The sequence below is a fragment of the Motilimonas pumila genome, assembly GCF_003596335.1.
Classification (GTDB): Bacteria; Pseudomonadota; Gammaproteobacteria; order Enterobacterales; family CBDFNC01; genus Motilimonas; species Motilimonas pumila.
Map to the genome: position 1 here is coordinate 565,685 of NZ_QZCH01000001.1, position 22,799 is coordinate 588,483.

The 22,799-nt window shown below is 43.8% G+C and carries 18 protein-coding genes; 5 read left to right on the forward strand and 13 right to left on the reverse strand.

Going from position 1 to position 22,799, the window contains the following annotated elements; translation table 11 throughout:
- Window positions 1-50: 50 nt before the first annotated feature.
- The 13 genes from D1Z90_RS02590 to aspA all read right to left on the reverse strand — a co-directional run bounded on the left by D1Z90_RS02590 (window position 51) and on the right by aspA (window position 17,919).
- Window positions 51-1,115, reverse strand: coding sequence for a glycosyltransferase (locus D1Z90_RS02590; RefSeq protein ID WP_158587034.1), 1,065 nt, complete (start codon window positions 1,113-1,115; stop codon window positions 51-53).
- On the reverse strand, window positions 1,108-2,451 hold the full coding sequence (locus D1Z90_RS02595; protein ID WP_119909159.1) for a hypothetical protein: 1,344 nt from the start codon (window positions 2,449-2,451) through the stop codon (window positions 1,108-1,110). Before D1Z90_RS02595 ends, D1Z90_RS02590 begins: the two co-directional genes overlap by 8 nt.
- The gene (locus D1Z90_RS02600) at window positions 2,445-3,689 is read right to left on the reverse strand and encodes a lipopolysaccharide biosynthesis protein (RefSeq protein WP_119909160.1); all 1,245 of its coding nucleotides are present in this window, start codon (window positions 3,687-3,689) and stop codon (window positions 2,445-2,447) included. Before D1Z90_RS02600 ends, D1Z90_RS02595 begins: the two co-directional genes overlap by 7 nt.
- Window positions 3,690-3,729: 40 nt before the next feature.
- Entirely contained in the window at window positions 3,730-4,971 is a 1,242-nt protein-coding gene (wecC, locus tag D1Z90_RS02605) for a UDP-N-acetyl-D-mannosamine dehydrogenase (RefSeq protein WP_119909161.1), read from the reverse strand.
- Window positions 4,972-4,999: 28 nt separating this feature from the next.
- Window positions 5,000-6,124, reverse strand: coding sequence for a non-hydrolyzing UDP-N-acetylglucosamine 2-epimerase (gene wecB, locus D1Z90_RS02610; RefSeq protein ID WP_269777022.1), 1,125 nt, complete (start codon window positions 6,122-6,124; stop codon window positions 5,000-5,002).
- Window positions 6,125-6,476: 352 nt separating this feature from the next.
- Window positions 6,477-7,814 carry a UDP-glucose dehydrogenase family protein gene (locus D1Z90_RS02615; protein ID WP_119909163.1) on the reverse strand — a complete coding sequence of 446 codons (1,338 nt, stop codon included), beginning with the start codon at window positions 7,812-7,814 and terminating at the stop codon, window positions 6,477-6,479.
- 186 nt (window positions 7,815-8,000) lie between these two features.
- Window positions 8,001-11,132 carry a glycosyl hydrolase family 18 protein gene (locus D1Z90_RS02620; protein WP_119909164.1) on the reverse strand — a complete coding sequence of 1,044 codons (3,132 nt, stop codon included), beginning with the start codon at window positions 11,130-11,132 and terminating at the stop codon, window positions 8,001-8,003.
- 482 nt (window positions 11,133-11,614) lie between these two features.
- A complete protein-coding gene (gene groL, locus D1Z90_RS02625) occupies window positions 11,615-13,258 on the reverse strand; it encodes a chaperonin GroEL (protein WP_119909165.1) in 1,644 nt (547 codons plus the stop codon).
- Window positions 13,259-13,297: 39 nt separating this feature from the next.
- Window positions 13,298-13,591 carry a co-chaperone GroES gene (locus tag D1Z90_RS02630; RefSeq protein ID WP_119909166.1) on the reverse strand — a complete coding sequence of 98 codons (294 nt, stop codon included), beginning with the start codon at window positions 13,589-13,591 and terminating at the stop codon, window positions 13,298-13,300.
- A 177-nt stretch (window positions 13,592-13,768) separates the two neighbouring features.
- A complete protein-coding gene (locus tag D1Z90_RS02635; protein ID WP_119909167.1) occupies window positions 13,769-14,002 on the reverse strand; it encodes a DUF1107 domain-containing protein in 234 nt (77 codons plus the stop codon).
- 390 nt (window positions 14,003-14,392) lie between these two features.
- Complete coding sequence (locus tag D1Z90_RS02640) at window positions 14,393-14,926, reverse strand: FxsA family protein (RefSeq protein WP_119909168.1); 534 nt, start codon at window positions 14,924-14,926, stop codon at window positions 14,393-14,395.
- Window positions 14,927-15,117: 191 nt separating this feature from the next.
- Window positions 15,118-16,419 carry an anaerobic C4-dicarboxylate transporter gene (locus D1Z90_RS02645; RefSeq protein ID WP_119909169.1) on the reverse strand — a complete coding sequence of 434 codons (1,302 nt, stop codon included), beginning with the start codon at window positions 16,417-16,419 and terminating at the stop codon, window positions 15,118-15,120.
- Between the two features lie 48 nt (window positions 16,420-16,467).
- Window positions 16,468-17,919: an aspartate ammonia-lyase gene (gene aspA, locus D1Z90_RS02650; RefSeq protein WP_119909170.1), complete on the reverse strand. Its 1,452-nt coding sequence runs from the start codon at window positions 17,917-17,919 to the stop codon at window positions 16,468-16,470.
- A 153-nt stretch (window positions 17,920-18,072) separates the two neighbouring features.
- Here aspA and cutA point away from each other — a divergent pair, with 153 nt between their 5' ends.
- The 5 genes from cutA (at window position 18,073) to D1Z90_RS02675 (ending at window position 22,583) form a co-directional block, all read left to right on the forward strand.
- Window positions 18,073-18,390, forward strand: a complete 318-nt coding sequence (gene cutA, locus D1Z90_RS02655) for a divalent-cation tolerance protein CutA (RefSeq protein WP_119909204.1) — start codon at window positions 18,073-18,075, stop codon at window positions 18,388-18,390.
- Window positions 18,391-18,392: 2 nt separating this feature from the next.
- Window positions 18,393-20,162: a protein-disulfide reductase DsbD gene (locus D1Z90_RS02660; RefSeq protein ID WP_158587035.1), complete on the forward strand. Its 1,770-nt coding sequence runs from the start codon at window positions 18,393-18,395 to the stop codon at window positions 20,160-20,162.
- Window positions 20,159-21,073 carry a LysR family transcriptional regulator gene (locus tag D1Z90_RS02665; RefSeq protein WP_119909172.1) on the forward strand — a complete coding sequence of 305 codons (915 nt, stop codon included), beginning with the start codon at window positions 20,159-20,161 and terminating at the stop codon, window positions 21,071-21,073. Before D1Z90_RS02660 ends, D1Z90_RS02665 begins: the two co-directional genes overlap by 4 nt.
- A gap of 147 nt (window positions 21,074-21,220) precedes the next feature.
- Window positions 21,221-21,832 carry a LysE family translocator gene (locus D1Z90_RS02670; protein ID WP_119909173.1) on the forward strand — a complete coding sequence of 204 codons (612 nt, stop codon included), beginning with the start codon at window positions 21,221-21,223 and terminating at the stop codon, window positions 21,830-21,832.
- A gap of 112 nt (window positions 21,833-21,944) precedes the next feature.
- Complete coding sequence (locus tag D1Z90_RS02675) at window positions 21,945-22,583, forward strand: response regulator (protein WP_119909174.1); 639 nt, start codon at window positions 21,945-21,947, stop codon at window positions 22,581-22,583.
- Window positions 22,584-22,799 lie beyond the last annotated feature (216 nt).

Consider the following 22,799-nt stretch of genomic DNA (forward strand, 5'->3'; position numbering starts at 1 on the left):
TAAATTTTGCACAAGTATTGGCTGGTGAGTATATAAAAAGGAGTCAAACATTATAACGCCTTAGATAAAACATGTTTATCTAAGTTCTCCGCAATACTCTCCCAGTATAAATCTTTAATGCCTGACTTTAGCTCTTCAGAGCAATATTGATTACTTCTTTGCTCTAGTTCAATTAATCCAGTTGCAAATGACTCCGCCGTATCACTAATAAGCACACCATTGGCATCGCTTAACACTTCTTTCTGAGCCTTCGTTTGAGTACCTATTGTTATCATGCCTGCCGACATATACTCTAATGTTTTGGTAACTGGTTGGGCATCAAAGTGTTTATTAATAGGGACAAAAGATACCCCTACGTTCGCTTCGTCATAATATGGCTGTAATTGATTAAAGGGGATCCGACCAAGTACTTTGACTATTCCATCCAACTTATGTTTCACAACGAGTTGTTTCAAGTCTTCCACTTCATTTTTGAAACCATCACCGATGATAGTATACGAAACTAACTTAGGATTTTTTGATAGCTCTAGGTATCGCGCGATGCCTTCAACAGTTTTATGAATATCTCTATTAGATAATGTACCAATATATAACAATGACAAGTTATCGAAGGATTTACTATCACAGCTCAACTTAGGACAACCTAATGGCACAATGCAATATTTTTTAATACCAAGAAAATCTGCTACTGACTTTGATATAACGGTTTTACTTTTGAATAAGAAAGATTCAAGATAGAGAACTTTATTAAAAATTAAACGCTCTCTTTTACTCTTACTAATAGAGCTCGTTCTAACATCCATGATATATCGATTTTTCCCACCGAACAGTCTTATCAAACTGCAAAATCGAAAATACTTTATAAAAATAATTGAATCGGAGTTCTTAATAAAACCAACAACAAACCATGCAAAGTATAGCCATTTCTTAAAGCCACTATTTCCGGATGGGGCTTTAATAATTTCAACACCCTCTTCGGTTATCTCCGGTTTGGTATCATCAAAACAGATATAGCTCACATCATAATCATTCTTTAGATTGATAGCGTGCTGATACGTATCTATCAAATAACCAAATGGGCTAGAGCATACTACGAATAACTTTTTTTTAGCCATTCTGCCGGCCTCCATTATTAATAAATCCAAAACATGTGGACATAGCGAATGCAAATACAGTGAAGGATACTGCATTAACATGCATCGAAGCTGAGTACAAAGAGTATAAAAACATCGATATAAATATGAACATTGCGCCGCCTGAGAAGATTGACTCGTACGGTAAAGGGCTTGACTTACCTTTCATTGCATAATACAAAAGAGACAAGAGTAGAAACGCTAATATTGTCACACCAAATATTCCAGTATCCCAAAGATAAATAGCAAACTGCGTACTCGCAAAATATAAATACGAACCAAATATTGCAGCTTCTCTTACATACTCATTAGAACCTTTCGACGATGTTAAACCATGGCCAAAATATGTTTTTTCATTTTTTTCAATAAGGTTACCTTGCGCCCATATCTTGATAGCGAGGCCACGACTTACTTCTGTGCTTTCAAATGTTCCAGCTTCCTCTTCAACAAAGTAGGATTCGTATATATCAGTAATATACTCTTCCATCCCCCGACCTTCACGGTCACCGGTAGAGTAATTTGCGTTATAATTGTAAAACACAAGAAATATAAACCCTAAGGTAAAACCGAAAGAGCTGAGCACCACCTTGATATTCTTCAAATCTTTCAAACCAAGAATAGATGCAAGCATGAAGAAAACTAAAGCTAAGATAATTTTCACTTCAATAAAAAAGATAGTGGATGTCGTTATTATAATTGCTAGGATATCTAGATTGTCGCCTAGACCCTTTCTTAATTTAGTAATACAAAGTGTTGCAAAGTAACATTGAAAAAGTAAAAATCCAGCACTGTTGCCTCCCCCACCTTGGTATACAAAGCCGAATGTACCAACTAAAATATCCCAATCAACTTCTCTTCCTGAAAGAGAATTATGCGCAAGAAATAAGAACTGGTGCAATAAAAATGGAATTTGCAATAGTGCAATAACCCTAATTAGCTTATAAAAATACGAATAATTAGCTTCTGTGAACTTAACTTGCGTCAATGCGCATAGAAAAAGCGTTGGAAAGATGTAATCTTTTACGGCAATTTTTTGTAAAATTATAACTGGCGTAATAAAAGTAAAGTTAACTAATAGGTACAACAACCAGAGTATAAGAATGCTAGCGGGTACAGATATATTCATGCCTTTCTGAGAGTGGTATAAAAAAAACCAACCACCAACGCAAACACACAAAATATTAGCGAGCCAGTAAAACTCAGGGAAGTTAAGGTAGCTGGCGATGGTTCCAACAATTACTAAATTAAATATTAATAAAAATGCCAGAGGCAATTTATCAAGCCCGAACCCAAACTTTTGCTCTGCAGGCACTAACACTGGACAACCTCATGCTCACTGATCAATTTATAACAAATTAGAAATGATACCAGCATCATAGCAGCAGCCGTTACTGAGTACATTTTGACCGCCATCAAGAAGCCGCTATTGATGGCGACTAATACTGCACATGAAATAGCAATTGCATTGAATACTTGCCAGTAAAAGTCGATGTCTTGCCGCTTAAGAATCACATAAGTATGCGTAATGGGACTAAAAATAAGGATAACGAGGAAGTAGGGTAATAATGCTACGGCATAATCAGCGACCCCAATCCAAGACTCACCAAGAACGAGTGCCGCTATTGGAGCTCCTAAGAAGTACACGACTCCAGAAACGACTGCGCCAATTGAAACAGTAAATAAGGATATTTTTTTGAAGTTCTTTAGTGCTGCTTTTGGATTTACGAGAACTTCACGTTTGATAACGTCTGATGTAGCACTAATCACAATATTTGCCGGCGCGACTAGGAATTTTACAGCAATAGCATAAAGCGCTATTTCAGCCGCATAACTTTCATCATAGAAACCTGCGATCAAAATTATCGCACCGGAAGTATAGCGATTTAAAAAATGGGCTGGCGTCAGGTACAATACCGTTCTTTTTACTTTAGGCCAAAGATGTCGAATAGATGCAATGAAAGGTAAAGTGCTGTGTTCTGCCTTTTTGTTGTTTAAAAAAACAATGTCCGCAGTGAGATTAGCACACGCAAACGCGATGATAATGCTGTGAAATGTGGTAAAGTCAATGAAGTAAAAGAATCCATAAAACAATGGAAACAATGCCGCTCGACATACCCTGCCTTTGGCATTCCACATAAACTCACCGAGTTTAATATTCTTTTGAATTCGGAACTCAAAACCACAAATAGCAAAAAAACTAAAGAAAAAGCTGAGAAAAAGAAGTATATCGGCCAGATCACCAGAGTAATAAATAGCGGTAAATGCACTCGCAATCAAACCACCACACAATAATATATGCTTAAAGAAAAAAGACTCTAGTATCTGAATATCTTTATCATTAAGCGTAAAAAATGAAAGTTCTAGTTTAAACGAACAAAAGACGCAAAGTACCGTAATCAAGGAGAAGTAGTAGCTATATTGACCAAAAATCTCAGGCCCTGATAAGCGTGCGATGAATGGAATGCTAGCAAATGAAATAAGCTGCGCGGCTGCAACACCTCCCCCGGTAGTCAAATATGCACCAAGGTTATCTATCTTCAACGAGCTAATTTTCATTTACTGCAATTCCATTTACAAGATTATTTTGCGGTTATTATTAAGCCACGATACCACGCGTATCAATAACAACCTTTGTCGCCAATTGTGTTTTGTCGGCTGACTTAAACTCTTGGTGATCAACAAGTACTACTACAACATTCGCTTTCTCAAGCGCTGCTTCTAATGAAGCCAGCTCTACTCCTGATGTTACTAAGTTATCTGGCAAAGCGTGAATATTTGGCTCAACAGCAATGATTTGGCCAATATCGTTACCAGCTAATTCTTCTACAATTTGCAGTGCAGGACTTTCTCTTAAGTCATCAATGTCAGCTTTGAAAGCTAAGCCTAAGCATGCGATTACAGGACGTTTAAATTCATCTGCAGCAGCTTTCACTTGATCAATAACATAATGAGGTTTTGCATCATTTGTTAAACGTGCTTGGCGGATTATTTTCGCTTCATCTGGGCAGCTATCGACGATAAACCATGGGTCAACTGCAATACAATGTCCACCCACACCAGGACCTGGGTTTAGAATATTCACACGAGGGTGACGGTTTGAAAGCTTAATGAGTTCCCATACGTTGATCTTTAGCTTGTCACAGATAACTGACAGTTCATTCGCAAATGCAATATTCACATCACGAAATGAGTTCTCAGTTAATTTTGCCATTTCAGCCGTTCTTGCGTGTGTAATAATACACTCACCACGTACAAATGTTTTATAGAGCTCAACCGCTTTCTCACTACATGCTTTTGAGAGACCGCCGATTACTCGGTCGTTAGAGACTAGCTCTTGTAGTACGTAACCAGGTAATACTCGTTCAGGACAATGGGCAACTTTAATATCAGCAGCATCGCCTTTGTCTTGTGGGAAGGATAAGTCTGGTCTTGCTTCTTTTAACCAACCGGCTAATTTCTCGGTAGCACCAACGGGTGATGTTGACTCCAGAATAACCAAGTTACCTTTTTCTAATACTGGTGCAATCGCGTTAGCTGCAGCTTCAATGTATTTAAGGTCTGGTGCATTGCCTTCTTTAAATGGAGTGGGTACCGCAACCATAAAGGCTTCTGCAGCTTCTGGCTGGGTAGTTGCGCGAAGGTTACCCGTACTGACAACACCCCGAACAACGATATCCAGATCAGGTTCAACAATGTGTATATTACCTTCATTGATGGTTTTGACGGCGTCTTCATTAACGTCGACCCCAACAACTTCAATTCCACGAGAAGCGACGACCGCAGCAGTTGGTAGGCCGATATAACCTAGGCCAATGACAGAGACTTTTTTAAATGACATGTTTCATTCCTTAAAACGAACTTAATATTTATTGAAAGTGTTGTTTGATTTTCTCGATTATGCGGTCACAAGCCTTACCATCGCCATACGGATTGTGGGCTTTGCTCATCGCTTGATACTGAGTTTCATTGGTTAATAAGCTTTGAACCTCAGAGATAATGGTCGCTTTATTTGTGCCCACTAATTTCACTGTCCCAGCCTCTACCGCTTCAGGTCTTTCTGTGGTATCGCGCATTACCAGCACGGGTTTACCAAGAGAAGGGGCTTCCTCTTGAATACCGCCCGAGTCCGTTAAAATAATGTTTGCTTGATTCATAAGATAAACAAAAGGGAGGTAATCTTGAGGCTCTATCAAATGCACATTATCTACACCCTTTAAGATTCTATTAACCGGCTCTCTCACATTCGGGTTTAGGTGAACAGGGTATAATACTTGTGATTCAGGGTGCTCTGTTGCAATTTCCACTAAAGCTTCACAAATACGTTCGAACCCGCCTCCGAAACTTTCCCTACGATGCCCTGTTACCAGAATGAGTTTTTTAGTTGCATCTAACTCTGGAAAACGAGAAGCCAGCGTAGCATTTAGGTCTTCATCTTTTTCTAGCTTATCTTTAATCAGAAACAACGCATCGATGACTGTATTACCGGTGGTTGCAATGCTCTCTTGCTTGATTCCTTCGTTTAGTAGATTCTGCTTTGAAGTATCAGTCGGTGCAAAATGGAGTTCTGCGATGGCACCGGTCAGTTTGCGATTACCTTCTTCCGGCCAAGGAGAATATATGTTGCCCGTTCTCAGACCTGCCTCAACGTGACCCACCGGAATTTGTTGGTAATAAGCCGCTAGGCTGGTAGAAAGTGTTGTTGAAGTATCACCATGCACTAATACTATGTCTGGTTTGAACTCTTCTAAAACAGGCTTTAAACCAGACAAAATATTAGCCGTCACATCGTACAAGGTTTGACCTGGCTTCATAATATTAAGATCAAAATCCGGTTCGATTTCAAACAAATTCAAAACCTGATCAAGCATTTCACGATGCTGCGCTGTCACACATACCTTAGCGTCAATGCCCTCTGCCTCATTTAACTTGTGAACCAAAGGTGCCATTTTAATTGCTTCTGGACGCGTGCCAAAAACAGAAAGAACTTTAATCATTTACTCTAAATCCCTTACTTTTTGAATATTTTAATAATGACACATCAAAGATGCAGCACCGTATTTGCCTGTGAGAGCGGCATTTGGCGTCTCTTAATAGTTTCAGGAAAGGAACAAGATGGTGCCTAATTAGGCAAAACAATGTTCACACTTCCTTGCGTGAGACTGTAGTAATACACTTTTTTGAGAGCTTGATCTAATTTTGAGCTCAGACATTGTATTTATTGTGGATATTTTATCAATAGCTACTAGACACTTTTATTACAAAAATTATGCAATTTAAGCATATCGTATTGATTTTATGTTCATAATAAAGAGATAAGAGTGGAGAACTCTTATCTCTTTATTTTTAGCGGTTCAGGGACTGGCGACCAATGGAAAAGTAATCAAGGCCATACTTTTCTACCGTTTTTGGTTGGTATAAGTTGCGACCATCAAATATAACGGGATATTTCAGTTGCTGCTTTATTACCTCAAAGTCCGGGGCTCTGAAGTTTTGCCATTCAGTACAAATAATAAGCGCATCGGCCTGTTTCAGCGCTGCTTCCTTGGTGCCCATTAAGCTCAGATGCTCTCGACCTTGATAGATTCGTTGAGCTTCTTCCATGGCTTCAGGGTCAAAGGCATGAACCCGAGCCCCCATTTCCCATAGTGCTTCCATAATCACTCTGCTAGGAGCTTCACGCATGTCGTCAGTATTTGGTTTAAACGCTAATCCCCAAAGTGCGAACGTCTTGCCTTGCACGCCATCTTTGAAGTAGTGATTGATGTATTCGATTATTTTGTATTTTTGCGCGGCGTTAACAGCTTCCACTGATTTCAGAATTTGCGCTTCATAGCCAATTGAGTTAGCAGTTCGAACTAAAGCTTGAACATCCTTTGGAAAACATGATCCCCCATAGCCACAACCTGGGTAAATAAAGTGGTAGCCAATTCGCTCATCTGCACCTATGCCTTGACGAACCATCTCAATATCAGCTCCCAGCTTTTCTGCCAAGTTAGACATTTCATTCATAAAGCTAATTTTTGTCGCTAACATACAGTTGGCCGCATACTTTGTAAGTTCCGCGCTGCGTACATCCATCACAATTATTCGGTCTCTATTGCGATTGAAAGGCGCATACAACTCTCGCATGGCATTTTCGGCATGACTACTGTCGGTTCCAATGATGATACGGTCGGGTTTTTTACAGTCGTTAACCGCTGCACCTTCTTTTAAAAATTCTGGGTTAGAAACAACGTCAAATTCAAGCGCCGCTTTATTACCTTGGATTAAGGTGGCTTTAATTTTCTCTGCGACTCTATCTGCAGTGCCAACAGGAACCGTGGACTTATCAATGATTATCTTATGCGACTTCATGTGCAGAGCAATAGTTTCAGCTACAGCGAGTACATATTGTAAATCCGCAGAGCCATCTTCATCGGGCGGCGTACCCACTGCTATGAATTGTAATTCTCCAAAATCAACGCCTTGTTCAGGGTCTGTTGTAAAAACGAGCCTACCCGCTTGATAATTTTCTTTAACAATCGCGGCTAAGCCGGGTTCAAAGATTGGAATAACCCCTTGCTTCAGGGCGTCAATTTTACTTTCATCGATATCCACACAACACACGCTATGCCCAGCATCAGCTAATACTGCGGCTTGTACTAAACCAACATACCCAATACCAAAAACAGTTACTTTCATTCTCTTTTCTCTGTTGGAGTTTTAACAAGATATACAATTTATTATTGAACAAGATACTACAGATAGTAAAGCATACCTAATCACATTAAAGACGTCGTTTGCTTGCGTTGCGTTCTTTCGTATTTGTTTCAGGCACAAAAAAGGGCGGTATAAACCGCCCTTTTGTATCAATCAATTAAAAATTGATTATTTAACTTCTTCAGTACGACCGTAAGTTTTACCACCTACAGTGAATGTGAAGTTAGTTGGTACAGGAATAGGCATGTACATACGGATAGCGATGTCAATTGTTTGACCTGGCTTCCATTCTACCGCGCCCCAACCTTCAGCTTTAAGCTGTGCACTGTAACGGTGGAAGTCGTCAGACAGACCGCCCGCGTTGCCCATGCTAGAGCCAGACTGTGCGATGTTGTCTACAGACCATTTAACACCAGAGTACATGTCTACTAGGTTAGTGATACCGTTACCGCTTGGTACTGCATAAGGTTTAAGCGTATCAGCAATTTGCGAGTTCATCGGCATAGCTGGTGATACGTTAAAGGCAATGTTAGCACCTGATAGGTCAACGTTAGAGTTGTTAGTCAACTTAAGCGCAACCTGGATTGGGTAGTTATCTTCACCTTTTGGTAAGTAACCAACTAGATCCACATCTACGTCTACAGTTTCAGCTGGAACAACGAAGTTTTCGTCAGCTGGTTTAACACCGTAAGGAGCTGCAGTCTTAATCATGTTGTATGCAGTGTCAGTTAACGTGCTACCGAAGTAGTGGTAACCTAGACCGTTTTGCTCAGGAGTCGAGTAGTCACCCGCTAGTTCCCAGAACATGATACCACCAGCGCCTTGGTCAATAGCGTATTGAACCTTAGCTTTGTACGACTTCATGTTTTCAGTAGAAAGGAATACTTTCTTCTGATCGTTCCACAACCAAGAAGCTTGTGCTACGTCATCGTAATGCTCGGTGTAGTCGCCTACGTACTTAGAAGAATCTTTAGTCATGTCATGACCGTAGATTTCTACGTAAGGAGTCGGTAGGTTGTCACGTAGGTTGTTCGCGTGCCACATTGGGCTCGCACCAGCAAACATTTCAACACCGTCAGCGCCTAGGTCGAACCATAGGTTATCGATACCTTGTGCACCGTAACCACATGGAGCACCAGCTTTCGGAGAAAGTGCGTCTGGACCTAAGTTACCACCAGTACCTAGGTAACACTCTTTCTGGTTAGGAAGAGCTGCTAGACCATTGTAACCGTTAGTACCGCCAGAAACTTGCTGCCAACCACGAGTGTAGTATGGTAGACCGATGTTGATACGACCGCCTTGTAGCGCAGTACGGAAGTATTTGTAAGACCAGTCAATGTTCAAGTAACCTTGACCGTTGTAGTACTTAGCGTCGCCGCCAGAGTAGATACCCGCATCAGCGATTTCAGCGTCAACACCGTTGTCGTAAAGTGCAGCGTTGTGACCAACGAAGTGGTTCCATGCACCGTGCAAGTCGTAAGACATGATGTTTACGTAATCTAGGTATTTAAGTGCTTGGAAGCCCTCGAAACCACGTAATAGGTAACCAGAAGATGGAGACGCAATCGTCAACATGTAGTGTTGGTTATCTTTAGCACCTTGCTTATCAAGCTCAGCACGTAACGCTTCCATTAGCGCCATGTAACCAGCCCAAAGTTGACCACGGTTCTTGTTAGAGATAGCCCAATCTTCTGGGTGACCAGCATCAGACATTGAAGATGGGTATTCGTAATCGATGTCGATACCATCGAAGCTGTATGTATCTACAAATTTAGCAGCAGACTTAGCAAACTTAGCGATTGCTTCGTGGTTCACAGAACCGTCTGGCTTAACTGTCATGCTGTAGAAACCACCGTCAGCTACACGACCGTTGTCGCCGAAGTAACCGCCTGTTTCAGCCCAACCACCAACAGATAGTAGCAATTTAACATCATGCTTCTGTGCGTATTGGTTTAGTAGGTTGAAGTGACCTTTGTATGGTAGAGATGGGTCCATCGCATTTTCAGCGCCTTCCCAAGTCATGCCAGTCGCAGGGTTGTTTGGATCGTTAACGTCACCGATAGAAACTTCACCGTTTGCATCAATGTGCGCGAACGCGTAGTTGATGTGCGTTAGGCTGTCCCAAGGAACATCAGACGCTAGGTAAGAAGGTTGACCGTTAGCACCGTTTCTCCACGAAGTGAAGTAACCGATGATACGACGAGGGTGATCAGCACCCATAAGTTCACGACCGTCCGTGTCGTAAAGTGTACAGTAAGGTGTTTCAACACCAGGAGTTTGGTATAGACCAGCTGGACGACACTGCTCGTGCTCACCTGTTACAGGTGGAAGAGTAGGTTCAACTGTTGGTGCTACAGTAGGCTCAACTGTTGGTGCTACAGTAGGTTCAACTGTTGGTGCTACAGTAGGTTCAACTGTTGGTGCTACAGTAGGCGCAACTGTTGGTGCTACAGTAGGTTCAACTGTTGGTGCTACAGTAGGTTCAACTGTTGGTGCTACAGTAGGCGCAACTGTTGGTGCTACAGTAGGTTCAACTGTTGGTGCTACAGTAGGTTCAACTGTTGGTGCTACAGTAGGCGCAACTGTTGGTGCTACAGTAGGTTCAACTGTTGGTGCTACAGTAGGTTCAACTGTTGGTGCTACAGTAGGCGCAACTGTTGGTGCTACAGTAGGTTCAACTGTTGGTGCTACAGTAGGTTCAACTGTTGGTGCTACAGTAGGCGCAACTGTTGGCGCTACAGTAGGTGCAACTGTTGGCGCTACAGTAGGCGCAACTGTTGGTGCTACAGTAGGTGCAACTGTTGGGTTAGTACCACAAGATACTTCTTCCCAGAACCAGTTACCGCCAGCTGCTGGGGTTTCCCATGAACCAGGGCTGTTCTTCGCAACATAACAAGCGCCGTTGTGAGAAACAGTGTCACCGTTGCTCACTTTAGTAGAACCAGCAACCCAAGGCGTAACATCAGATGGTACTGATGGACCTTCAGTAGGTGCTACAGTAGGTACTACGGTTGGAGTAACAGGACCTTCAGTAGGCTTAGTTGTACCGTCACACTGGTCAACTAGCTTCCACTCTTGCCATGGGCCAGAGCGCTCAGCAGGGTTTTGACCTTGGGTCCACCAGTTTGCTTGGTATACCGAACCTTCGTGTTGAACTTGAGTACCGCCACCGAAGCTTGCGCCAGCAGACCAAGTATCTAGATTTGAACAATCAGCTGCTTGAGCATTAAATGCCATTAAACATGCAGCAGAAAGAGAACTAAGCGTAAAACCGCGCTTAGCAAGAGAAGATATGCTCATCTTGTTCTTCCTTAAACCTTTTAAATTTTGATGCAGGAAAGCTTCCTGCGTCCCTGTGCTAGTTTTCCTAACTAGTCTTTTAAATATACGTATAAATCAAAAAATACAGAAGTCGAAATAAACAAAACGTGATCGAACCCTACTAAAATCATTACTTACCCGACAAAAACTCATACTAAACGATTAAACCAAAACATATTCAAATAGATGCAACAACTAGCCCCATTTATTCAAACCTTTATTAATGACTTTTTTGTTTTTATGAAAACTTCATTTACTTTTTTAAGTCGTAAGGAAACAAGAATTTCGGGCCGGATACAGTTTGACAGTCAATAGAAATGACGCAGGGTATGAAGGTTCAGAAAATGGCTTATGGCGAGCCCCGCAGCAAAGCAGGCTTAACACACATCAGATACAAAAAAGCCCCGTCAATACCGAGGCTTTCAATTCTACCGCATTATAGCAGCATGGTAAGGCAGAGCTTACATCATACCGCCCATGCCACCCATGCCGCCCATATCAGGCATTGCAGGCGCTGCAGCAGCGTCTACTGGCTTATCTGTCACCATGGCTTCAGTGGTGATCATCAAGCCAGCAACAGAAGCTGCGAACTGGATAGCACTACGCGTCACCTTAGTTGGGTCCAAAATACCCATTTCAATCATATCGCCATACTCTTCAGTAGACGCGTTGTAACCGTAGCTGCCTTCACCAGAGCGAACATTGTTTGCAACTACTGATGGCTCTTCACCTGCGTTGTCTACGATTTGACGCAGCGGCGCTTCCATTGCGCGTAATGCAACGCGAATACCGACGTTTTGGTCTTCGTTATCACCCGTTAGGCCAGATACTTTGCTTGCCGCACGTACAAGGGCAACACCGCCACCAGCAACCACACCTTCTTCAACCGCAGCGCGAGTTGCATGAAGTGCATCTTCCACACGGTCTTTCTTCTCTTTCATTTCAACTTCAGTGGCAGCGCCCACTTTAATTACCGCAACACCACCAGCAAGTTTAGCTACGCGCTCTTGCAGTTTTTCTTTGTCGTAATCAGAAGAAGACTCTTCGATTTGGCCACGGATTTGCGTCACGCGGGCTTCAATCGCAGCTTGCTCGCCAATGCCATCAATAATCGTAGTTTCATCTTTGTTGATGATCACACGCTTAGCTTGGCCTAGGTCTTCCAGTTGCGCTTTCTCAAGCTCAAGGCCTACTTCTTCAGAAATAACCGTGCCCGCTGTCAAAATAGCAATGTCTTGTAGCATAGCTTTACGACGGTCGCCAAAACCCGGTGCTTTTACCGCGGCTACTTTAACAATGCCGCGCATGTTGTTCACCACTAGCGTAGCCAGAGCTTCACCTTCTAAGTCTTCCGCAATAATCAGCAATGGCTTGCTGGTTTTAGCCACGGCTTCTAACGTAGGTAACAACTCGCGAATGTTTGATACTTTTTTATCTACTAATAAGATAAATGGGTTTTCTAGCTCAACCGTGCCGGCTTCTTGGTTGTTGATGAAGTAAGGCGATAAGTAACCGCGATCAAACTGCATGCCTTCAACAACGTCTAGCTCGTTCTCTAGACCTTGACCTTCTTCAACCGTAATAACGCCTTCTTTACCTACTTTCTCCATCGCTTGGGCGATGATCTCGCCTACTGCGCTGTCAGAGTTAGCTGAAATGGTACCTACCTGGGCAATTGCTTTGGTATCAGCACAAGGTACAGAGATAGCTTTTAGCTCTTCTACTGCTGCGATAACCGCTTTATCAATACCGCGCTTAAGATCCATTGGGTTCATGCCTGAAGCAACTGCTTTTAGGCCTTCAGTCACGATAGCTTGCGCCAATACTGTTGCTGTAGTCGTACCGTCACCGGCCGCGTCATTGGCTTGAGAAGCAACTTCCTTCACCATTTGCGCGCCCATATTTTCGAACTTGTCTTCTAGCTCAATTTCTTTTGCAACAGAAACACCATCTTTAGTAATGGTTGGCGCACCAAAGCTTTTATCTAAAACTACGTTACGGCCTTTAGGGCCCAGTGTCACTTTTACCGCGTCAGCAAGAACATTGACACCTGCTAGCATTTTGATGCGAGCGTCATTACCAAACAATACGTCTTTTGCAGCCATTGTGTTTTCCTTAAATCTGTTTAATTAATCAACTAAAATTTATGCTTCAACGATAGCTAGAATATCGCTTTCGCTCATGATCAATACTTCTTCGCCGTCCAGCTTCTCAGTTTTTACGCTGTAGCCTTCGCTGAAAATGACCTTATCGCCAACTTTCACATCCAAAGCTTTCACTTCGCCGTTTTCAAGGATGCGACCATTACCTACAGCAATCACTTCTCCGCGAGTTGACTTTTCAGCCGCAGAGCCAGTTAATACGATACCGCCAGCAGACTTAGACTCTTGCTCTTGACGCTTAACGATAACGCGATCGTGTAAAGGACGAATGTTCATTAAAGTACTCCTGATAGTTTTGAAAAATGTACGAGGCCCTGTTGGGCTTAGTTCCATGTAATCTAAGATGGGGTTAGCCAGAGATTTCTCAAGGGCTGAAGACATAAAATTGCAGACTTTTTTGTTTCGGGCACAAAAAAAGGAGCTTAAGCTCCTTTTTTCATTCCTAAGTTACGCTTAGGCGGCCACGCTTTGTTGCATCTGCATGGCTTTTATAATTTGGTTTACTTCGCTCATCACAGACAATGCTTTGCGATCAGCGTTTTTGTACGCCACCATTTTGCCATTAATGACGCGAAAACGCCCAACACCAACAATAAAAACACGGCCGTTGAAAAAGGCCTTGATATGCTTGGCTACTTGGCGCGGATGGTATTTTTTAAATGTTTTTAAAGATACAGCAACATTCATACAGAAGTCTCCCTGGTAAAATTGTTCTCGCCAACGGGGCGAGCATTTCCCATATAAAACAGCTAAGTCAAAAAGTGTGACTTGCTCAATAAGCTCCCTGCTAATACTGCTTCACTGCCGGGATAATCCTTAACCCGAAAGCTATTAACACAAGACTCAACATCTTTAATTATTTCAATCATGTTGGCTTGAAATTGTGACTTTTATATAGACAGTTTAGTCGCTAAAAGTTCATTATATTATTATCAAATTTTTCGCCGGCTAACTTACCGATTTATGTTTTGCTTTACAAGCCCGGCTATAGGCAATAATCAAATAGTGTGACCTGAATTCACACTATTTTATAACAATTGTGAAATATAATTCAGACGATCCATTGGCACTCACAAATCAGTCTTTTCGCTCATATTCCCCTTCAATCGTGCTCTTATCATTGCTGTTTTGCTGTGGCTTTGACGTTGGTTGCTCGTCAGACGGTATATGTTCGGCACTAAAACCACCTTGAAATCCACCGTTAGAGAACCCTGATTGATGAAATCCACCATTAAACCCCGCACCAGCTACCATATTCACCGAAAGCTTAGCTAACGCCTGTTCGGCTAATTTACCTCTAACACTTGGCTGTAATAGCATCAAACCACAAAAATCGGTTACAAAGCCTGGGGTAACTAACAATACGCCAGCAATGACCAGCATCATGGCCTCAATCAGCTCTTTGCCTGGCATTTCACCTTGCTGCATACGTGATTGCACATTAAACATGGTTTGTAAGCCTTGGCTTCTGACTAACGATGAGCCAACCAAAGCGGTAATAATCACTAAGCCGATGGTTGGCCATACGCCAAGTAAACCACCCACTTGTACTAATACATAAATTTCCAGTAACGAGGTAAACGTAAATAATAAAAATAATCTTGCGAACATCGGGCACCTCTCAAATTTTTGTCAGCAAAGCATAGCATTTTGCCGCCATAAGACTATATATACTTGCCCCAATGTCACCTATTAAGCGTGTAAATAAAGGTAAAGGCAGTAAGGTACCCCGCCGTTAAAAATCAAAAGAGAGTGCGTTTGCACTCTCTTTGAATAAGTTGAAATAGACTTACTCTAAGCCGTTATAGCACTAGGTTCGCCACCACAAAACCTAACAGCACGGAGACAGTAATCGTGACGACACCTGGGATGACAAACGGATGATTAAACACAGCTTTACCGATACGTGTAGATCCTGTGTCATCCATTTCTACCGCAGCCAGTAAAGTAGGGTAAGTAGGCAATACAAACAATGCACTGACCGCAGCAAAAGACGCCAATGCTGCCTCAGGGCTAACTCCCAGAGCCAGCGCCGATGGAATGAGCGCAGCGGTGGTGGCGGCTTGAGAATACAGCAGCATACTGGCAAAAAATAACACTACGGCTAAGGTCCACGGATGATCCGTTAAAATGCCACCCGCCAACTCTTTAATGCCATCGATATGATTAGAAACGAAAGTGTCTCCTAGCCAAGCCACGCCTAATACACAAATACAAGCGCTCATGCCCGACTTAAACGTTGCCGCGTTAAGTACGGCAGAAGTATCAATTTTGGTCCAAAAAGCAATGATGGTAGCAGCAGTGAGCATAAACACCATAATGGCTTCATTACGCGGCAACACTGGGTTTTCAATCAGCCCCACGGTGTCGCTAATAGCCGTGGCGTATATCACGACGGCAAGAATCGACAGTAAGAAGATCACAACTGACGTTTTTGCCCCAGGCTTTATCTCAACCTTCTGATTACCTTTAAGTTTAACCAGCCCCTTTTCGAGACGCGCTTGATAAACCTCATCGTCCGCTAACTCTTTGCCCATAAATTGAGCGACAAAAGCGCCGACCATACAAGCGATAAAAGTAGTGGGGATACAGATCAGCAAAATTTGCAGATAACTCACCTGATACTTCTCCAGCATGCCACTCATCATCACTAATGCCGCTGAAATAGGAGAAGCCGTAATGGCGATTTGCGAGGCAACCACGGCAATACTCAGTGGCCGCGATGGACGAATACCCTGCTCTTTCGCGACCTCAGCAATCACGGGTAAGGTAGAAAACGCAGTGTGGCCCGTGCCCGCAAAGAGTGTCATGACGTAAGTGACCACCGGCGCTAAAAAGGTCACTTGTTTGGGATTGCTTCGCAGCACCTTTTCCGCTAGCGACACTAAATAATCAAGCCCACCCGCCACTTGCATCGCCGCAATAGCCGCGATCACCGACATGATAATTAAAATCACATCAATGGGTATAGTGCCAGGCGTCATACCAAACCCTAAGGTCAGTACCAATACGCCTAACCCACCCGCAAAGCCAATGCCAATGCCGCCTAACCGCGCGCCAAGGAAAATCGCCGCCAGTACTACCAACAGCTCAATCATGACCATAATGGCCCCCTTTAATTAGTCAGTTAAAATTGCCCGTTTCTTTGCCCGTTACTTGTGTAATTTCGCGGTGTATTGTGGATGTTTTAAATTTTCCACCGACAAGATTTGGTCCAGTTCTTGCTCGCTTAATAAGCCTAGTTCAAGCACCACTTCACGCACAGATTTGCCCGATTGCGCGCAGATTTTACCCACCTTATCGCCATTGTGATGACCAATAAACGGGTTCAGATAAGTCACAATGCCAATCGAGTTTAAAACATAAGACAAACACACTTCTGGATTGGCAGTAATGCCCACCACACATTTATCTCGTAACGAATAACAGGCGTTTCTCAGTAAACTGAGTGACTCAAACAGTGATTGCGCGATAACAGGCTCCATCACGTTTAACTGCAGCTGGCCACCTTCTGCCGCCATGGTAATGGTTAAGTCGTTACCACAGACTTTAAAACACACTTGGTTCACCACTTCAGGGATCACGGGGTTAACCTTAGCTGGCATAATCGACGAACCGGCTTGCATTTCAGGCAGGTTAATTTCGTTAAAGCCTGCTCTTGGGCCTGAGCTCAGCAAACGTAAGTCGTTACAGATTTTAGAAAGCTTTACAGCACTGCGTTTGAGGGCGCCAGACAAAATGACGTAAGCGCCGCAATCTGATGTCGCTTCGACCAAGTCTTCGGCTGCAACAAACTCAAATCCGGTCACTTCAGCCAGCTTATTAATGGCCAACTGAGAATATTCTTTTGGCGTATTTAGCCCAGTACCAATCGCCGTTGCGCCTAAGTTGACTTCTAGCAGCAGCTGCTGACATCGACAAATGGTTTTAATTTCTTCGTTTAAGGTAACGGCAAAGGCGTGAAACTCTTGACCTAGCGTCATCGGCACAGCATCTTGCAGCTGAGTTCGTCCCATTTTAAGCACGTCATCAAACTCATGCGCTTTTTGATTAAGGCTGTGTTGCAAGTCTTTTATGGCCTCCAACAAGCTCTGAGTGTATTCATACAAGGCGACACGAAAACCGGTAGGGTAGGCATCGTTGGTAGACTGACACTTATTAACGTGATCGTTTGGGTTAATAAAGTCATATTCGCCTTTTTCACGCCCGGCAATCTCCAACGCAATATTGGCAATCACTTCATTGGTGTTCATGTTCACCGAAGTACCCGCCCCCCCCTGAAACGCGTCCACTTTAAACTGGTCAAATCCAAACTGGTGCGTCAGCATATGGTCACAAGCTCGCACAATATAATTCGCAATCTCCTGAGGAATGGTTCCTAACTCACCATTCGCCAACGCCGCGGCTTTTTTTGTTTGCACCATGCCAACGATAAACTCCGGCGTATCGGAAATGGTTTGGCCACTGATTGCAAAATTATTCATTGCTCGCTGAGTGTGTACCCCATAATATGCCTCATGAGGGATCTGTAATTCCCCTAATAAATCTTTTTCTACACGAAACGAATCAAGTGGCGATGGGTGTTTATCTATATGCTGACTCATACAACTAACTCCTTGCTCACAGAAGAAAAAATTCGACTTTACTGGCTCAGCCTAGCCCAGTAAGTTAGAAACTGACATAAGTATTTACCCTTACAAATTAAAGGGCTTTAAAAGTTTGTTAACTCGATCTATTTTCGCCCAAGGCAGGTAACAATGAACGAAGACTACATCATGGTTTTGTGCAGCGCGCCAGACAGCACAGAAGCAGAAAATATCGCCGAGCAAATACTAGAGCAAAAATTAGCCGCCTGCATTACAATGCAACCCAATGTGTACTCGTTTTATCATTGGCACGGTGAAGTACAAAAAGATCGTGAAGTGTTAATGATGATAAAAACTCGCGGCCAATTATTTGATGAGCTTAATCAAGCGATTAAACGTATGCACAGTTATGAAACGCCAGAAATCATCGCTTTACCTGTTAAAGACGGTGACCGCCAGTACTTATCATGGATAGACCAGGTAACCTAAATATGCGCAGTTTGCTTATTTTTCTTTTTGCTTGTTGGGCCAATATCAACCAAGTGAATGCCGCGGATCCTTTCGCAGCTAAAAGCCAAACCCCGTTTGACCAAGGCCAAACCGAATTTCTCAGCGTCGAGCAAGCATTCGAGTTTTCTTCTTTACAGCAAGGTAATCAACTTACTTTGTTTTGGCGTGTGACGCCTGAACACTACTTGTACCAACACCAATTTGAATTCAGTGTAAACGGCGCGCAATTTACCCAGCCAACATTACCCGCAGGTAAACCTTATCAAGACGAGTACTTTGGCGAAGTAGTGATTTACGATACAGACGTCAGTATCACGGTAGACATTAGCCAAGTCAGTGACAATGGTACGTTAGCCGTCACCTATCAGGGGTGCGCAAAAGCCGGTTTGTGTTACCCACCCGAAACTAAAGACATTCCGCTAGACCCTATCTCTGGTGAAACCGTAACGTCCTCAAGCAATACTGCAAATACGACGGCGACTGGCAGTAGCCAAGCCTCAGAGCAAGGCCAGTTAGCCGATTTACTAAGCGAACAAAGTTTAGCCATTAGCTTAGCGTTATTTTTTGTGCTTGGGCTTGGGTTAGCATTTACTCCCTGCGTATTCCCTATGTACCCCATTTTGTCCGGCATTATCGTCGGCCAGAAACAACCGTTGAACAGTCGTCGTAGCTTTTTATTAGCCATGAGCTATGTGCAAGGCATGGCACTCACATATACCCTACTAGGCTTAGTCGTTGCTTCTGCTGGAATGCAATACCAAGCCGCGTTTCAACACCCGGTGGTGTTAATTGGCTTAGCCATCTTGTTTACCGTGTTGGCCGCAGCCATGTTTGGCGCCTTCAACCTACAACTGCCCAGTACTCTCACCAACAAGTTGAATCAATTAAGTGGTCAGCAACAAGGCGGTAACAGCAAAGGCGTGTTTGTAATGGGCATGATCTCGGGTCTCGTCTGCTCACCTTGTACGACAGCACCGCTTTCTGGCGTACTCTTGTACGTGGCAAGCTCAGGCGATCTCGTCATTGGCGGCGCAGTCTTGTATGCCTTGAGTTTAGGCATGGGATTGCCATTATTGGTTCTTGGCGCTTCCGGTGGCCGCTTCTTACCAAAAGCTGGCGTCTGGATGCAGCACATAAAAGTGGTGTTTGGCTTCCTCTTACTCAGCGTGTCAGTCATGATGTTAGGCCGCTTTATTGCTGACGAGATAAGTTTACTGCTTTACGCGGGCCTCGCCTTGGCCCTGCTGGTGTATTTGGCGATGGCGAGTCGTCGTAGCCAGAGTAAACATAAAACTTGGCACGTACTGGCGCTTATGTTGGCCTTAGCCGCTACAGCAGGTGTGACATATCAACAATGGCCTTCGGCAGAGCTGCGCAATATTAAACAGCGCTTCGTGCAGGTAAACAATACCGAGCAGTTAGCAGCACAACTTGCCCTCGCTAAAGCCAACCAACAAGCGGTAATGTTAGACTTTTACGCGGATTGGTGCGTGGCCTGTAAAGACTTTGAAAAAGATGCGTTTGCCAACCTGCAAGTACAAGCGCAACTTGCCAATGTGGTGTTGATCCAAGCCGACGTGACTAAAAACAATAAAGCGCACCAAGCCATGTTAGCTGAGCTGTCGATCTTGGGTTTACCGAGCATCTTGTTTTATGACGCTCAAGGCCAAGCATTAGATAACGCGAGGGTGACTGGCTTTATGCCAGCGGCTGCGTTTTTAGCTCACCTAAAACAGTATCAGGTGCAATGACCGACAAACTCAGACATATCAACCTGAACCTCGTCGTTAGCTTGCATTTACTGCTGCAAGAGCGCAGCGTTACTCGGGCTGCTCAGCGTCAACACATAACGCAATCGGCCATGAGTAAAAACTTGGCTAAATTGCGACAAGCGCTGAATGACCCGCTATTGCTAAAAGACGGCAATGACTTAATCGTCACAGACAAAGCCCTAGCGCTGGCGCCAGAAGTTGCCCATGTGGTGCAGCGACTTGATGTATTGTTTAGTCCGACACAATTTTCGCCGGCGGACTGCCGGCAAGAATTCACCATTGCTGCGACAGATTACGTCAGCGAATACGTTTTACCAAAAGCCCTGGCGTGCATTTATCAAGAAGCGCCTCACATCAGTATTGATGTCACGCATTGGGATCAACACACTTACCAAGCACTGAAGCAAGGCAGCGTAGATTTGGGCACCACGGTACAAGATCATCAACTTGCCGATATTCACGCCAGCCATATTAATCGCGATCATTACGTTTGCATCATGCGCCAAACTCACCCTTTGGCACAGCAAGCGAGCTTATCACTGAGTGAATTTACCGCCTATCACCACGCACTCATTACCACCGGGGCCGACAAGGCTCAAGCTATCGATAAAGCTTTGCATCAGGTAGGACACCATCGCAAAATTCGATTACGAGTAAGCTCTTATCCCTCTGCCTTAAATATGGTGGCGCAAACCGATTTGTTGCTCACCCTTCCGGCGCATATTGCAGAGCGCTTAGCCGCAGAACACCAAGTCGTGATCAAGCCACTGCCAATAAAAGTGCCCGAGTTTGATTGCACCTTACAATGGCACCACCGTAACCACCAAGATCCCGCCCATCGCTGGTTTCGTCAGCGCTTATACCAATTAATCAAACAGCAAGCGGATTAGCTGATAATTGCGCCGCGCATTTAAACCGAGTTAAGCCTTTAACTAACACATTCCAAATAAGACTCAGCCTAAGTCTTAATAGTCATTTTTGAAATACCCTATCTCCCACTACACTTGACGCTAATTCCTATTTACCGTTACCCGTCAATGAGCGAAATTTTACTGACCCTGTTACTCGTTAATTTCATCGGCATGATGAGCCCAGGCCCCGACATGATGATGATCATCCGTTATGGCAGCACAGGCGCTAAACGCGCCACATTTTGCTGCTTGTTTGGCATCATGACAGGCTTGTGCATTCATTTACTGCTGGCAATATTTGGCGTGTCACTCTTGATTTCACAAAGTCCATTGCTGTTTAGCGTGGTGAAATACACCGGCGCGGCTTACCTTATCTACCTCGGTATTAAAGCTTGGCGCAGCCAGTCTCAAAATATTAGTAACGTCACTCATGGCCCGGTCAAAGCCAGCAGCGCATATTTTGAAGGCTTATGCTGTAATTTGCTCAACCCAAAAGTATTGTTGGTGCTTGTGGCCATGTTTTCGCAGCTGATTGCGCCAGATACCTCAACCGGGAATAAACTCATTATCGCTTTCAGTTTGGCCTTAGAAAGCATCGTGATATGGGCATTATTTGTGCGCTTATTGTATTCCGGCTGGCTCAACCAGTGGTTACAAAAACACCAAAAGAGAATTAATAAGGTGGCGGGTGGAGCCTTAGTGAGCCTAGGCTCTTTGGTAGGGATACAATTATCTTAACCGAATAATGTGACCTAAGTGCTATACCAAAGTCTTATAGCTACTGACTCAATTGACCAAAAGTTCAGTTGGTGTTAGCGTGAGTTCAGTCTATAGAAGCATGGAACTCACCATGGAGCCGAGCTACAACATCGTCATTGCTGACGACCACCCTTTGTTTCGAAATGCCTTATACCAAGCCGTGCATATGGCAGTCAGCGATGCCAACTTGCTTGAGGCCGATACCATAGATGGTTTGTTGCAGTTGCTGGAACAAAGCGCTGAGGTAGACTTGCTTTTGCTCGACTTGAAAATGCCTGGCGCCAACGGCTTTTCTGGCTTGACTCACTTACGCGGTTTATACCCAGACTTGCCAATAGTGGTTGTGTCTGCCAGCGAAGAAGAGTCGGTGATAAAAAAAGCCATGCAACTCGGGGCAATGGGCTTTATTCCAAAATCCTCACCGATGAAGCAGTTGGTCACCGCGCTCAATCAAATTTTAGACGGTGAAGGTTGGTTGCCAGAAGGCATCGATTTATCAGCCTCTAGCCCGCAAGAGCCCGGATTAGCGGAAAAGATATCTTTGTTGACGCCGCAGCAATATCGCGTGTTAGTAATGCTCAACGAAGGGTTGTTAAATAAACAGATCGCCTTTGAGCTAGGCGTGTCAGAAGCCACAATCAAAGCCCACGTAACAGCCATTTTCCGTAAGCTAGAAGTCAGTAATCGCACTCAAGCTGTGATTGCGTTGCAACAATTGGAAGTGGATTAACCTTCATGCCAAAAGCCATGTGAAAAACTCGGCGACCCAAGCTTCAATCCACTATATTATTACCCCATAAATGAGGTTAATAAAAAGGTAACTATTCACCCGCGAGCTATTGACGTCTGTTTATGCTAAAAATGCTGGCGTCTGATAATCCACTTTGAGCATATGATGCTCAACAATTTCACGCAGCCAGCTATAGGCAGAAAGCTGCTGAAGTTT

Bases quoted from the DNA above. Each gene is read 5' to 3' on its own strand.
- D1Z90_RS02590 (WP_158587034.1), bottom strand. From the start codon at position 1,115: ATGGCTAAAAAAAAGTTATTCGTAGTATGCTCTAGCCCATTTGGTTAT.
- D1Z90_RS02600 (WP_119909160.1), bottom strand. From the start codon at position 3,689: ATGAAAATTAGCTCGTTGAAGATAGATAACCTTGGTGCATATTTGACT.
- wecC (WP_119909161.1), bottom strand. From the start codon at position 4,971: ATGTCATTTAAAAAAGTCTCTGTCATTGGCCTAGGTTATATCGGCCTA.
- D1Z90_RS02615 (WP_119909163.1), bottom strand. From the start codon at position 7,814: ATGAAAGTAACTGTTTTTGGTATTGGGTATGTTGGTTTAGTACAAGCC.
- D1Z90_RS02620 (WP_119909164.1), bottom strand. From the start codon at position 11,132: ATGAGCATATCTTCTCTTGCTAAGCGCGGTTTTACGCTTAGTTCTCTT.
- groL (WP_119909165.1), bottom strand. From the start codon at position 13,258: ATGGCTGCAAAAGACGTATTGTTTGGTAATGACGCTCGCATCAAAATG.
- D1Z90_RS02630 (WP_119909166.1), bottom strand. From the start codon at position 13,591: ATGAACATTCGTCCTTTACACGATCGCGTTATCGTTAAGCGTCAAGAG.
- D1Z90_RS02635 (WP_119909167.1), bottom strand. From the start codon at position 14,002: ATGAATGTTGCTGTATCTTTAAAAACATTTAAAAAATACCATCCGCGC.
- D1Z90_RS02640 (WP_119909168.1), bottom strand. From the start codon at position 14,926: ATGTTCGCAAGATTATTTTTATTATTTACGTTTACCTCGTTACTGGAA.
- D1Z90_RS02645 (WP_119909169.1), bottom strand. From the start codon at position 16,419: ATGGTCATGATTGAGCTGTTGGTAGTACTGGCGGCGATTTTCCTTGGC.
- aspA (WP_119909170.1), bottom strand. From the start codon at position 17,919: ATGAGTCAGCATATAGATAAACACCCATCGCCACTTGATTCGTTTCGT.
- cutA (WP_119909204.1), top strand. From the start codon at position 18,073: ATGAACGAAGACTACATCATGGTTTTGTGCAGCGCGCCAGACAGCACA.
- D1Z90_RS02660 (WP_158587035.1), top strand. From the start codon at position 18,393: ATGCGCAGTTTGCTTATTTTTCTTTTTGCTTGTTGGGCCAATATCAAC.
- D1Z90_RS02665 (WP_119909172.1), top strand. From the start codon at position 20,159: ATGACCGACAAACTCAGACATATCAACCTGAACCTCGTCGTTAGCTTG.
- D1Z90_RS02670 (WP_119909173.1), top strand. From the start codon at position 21,221: ATGAGCGAAATTTTACTGACCCTGTTACTCGTTAATTTCATCGGCATG.
- D1Z90_RS02675 (WP_119909174.1), top strand. From the start codon at position 21,945: ATGGAGCCGAGCTACAACATCGTCATTGCTGACGACCACCCTTTGTTT.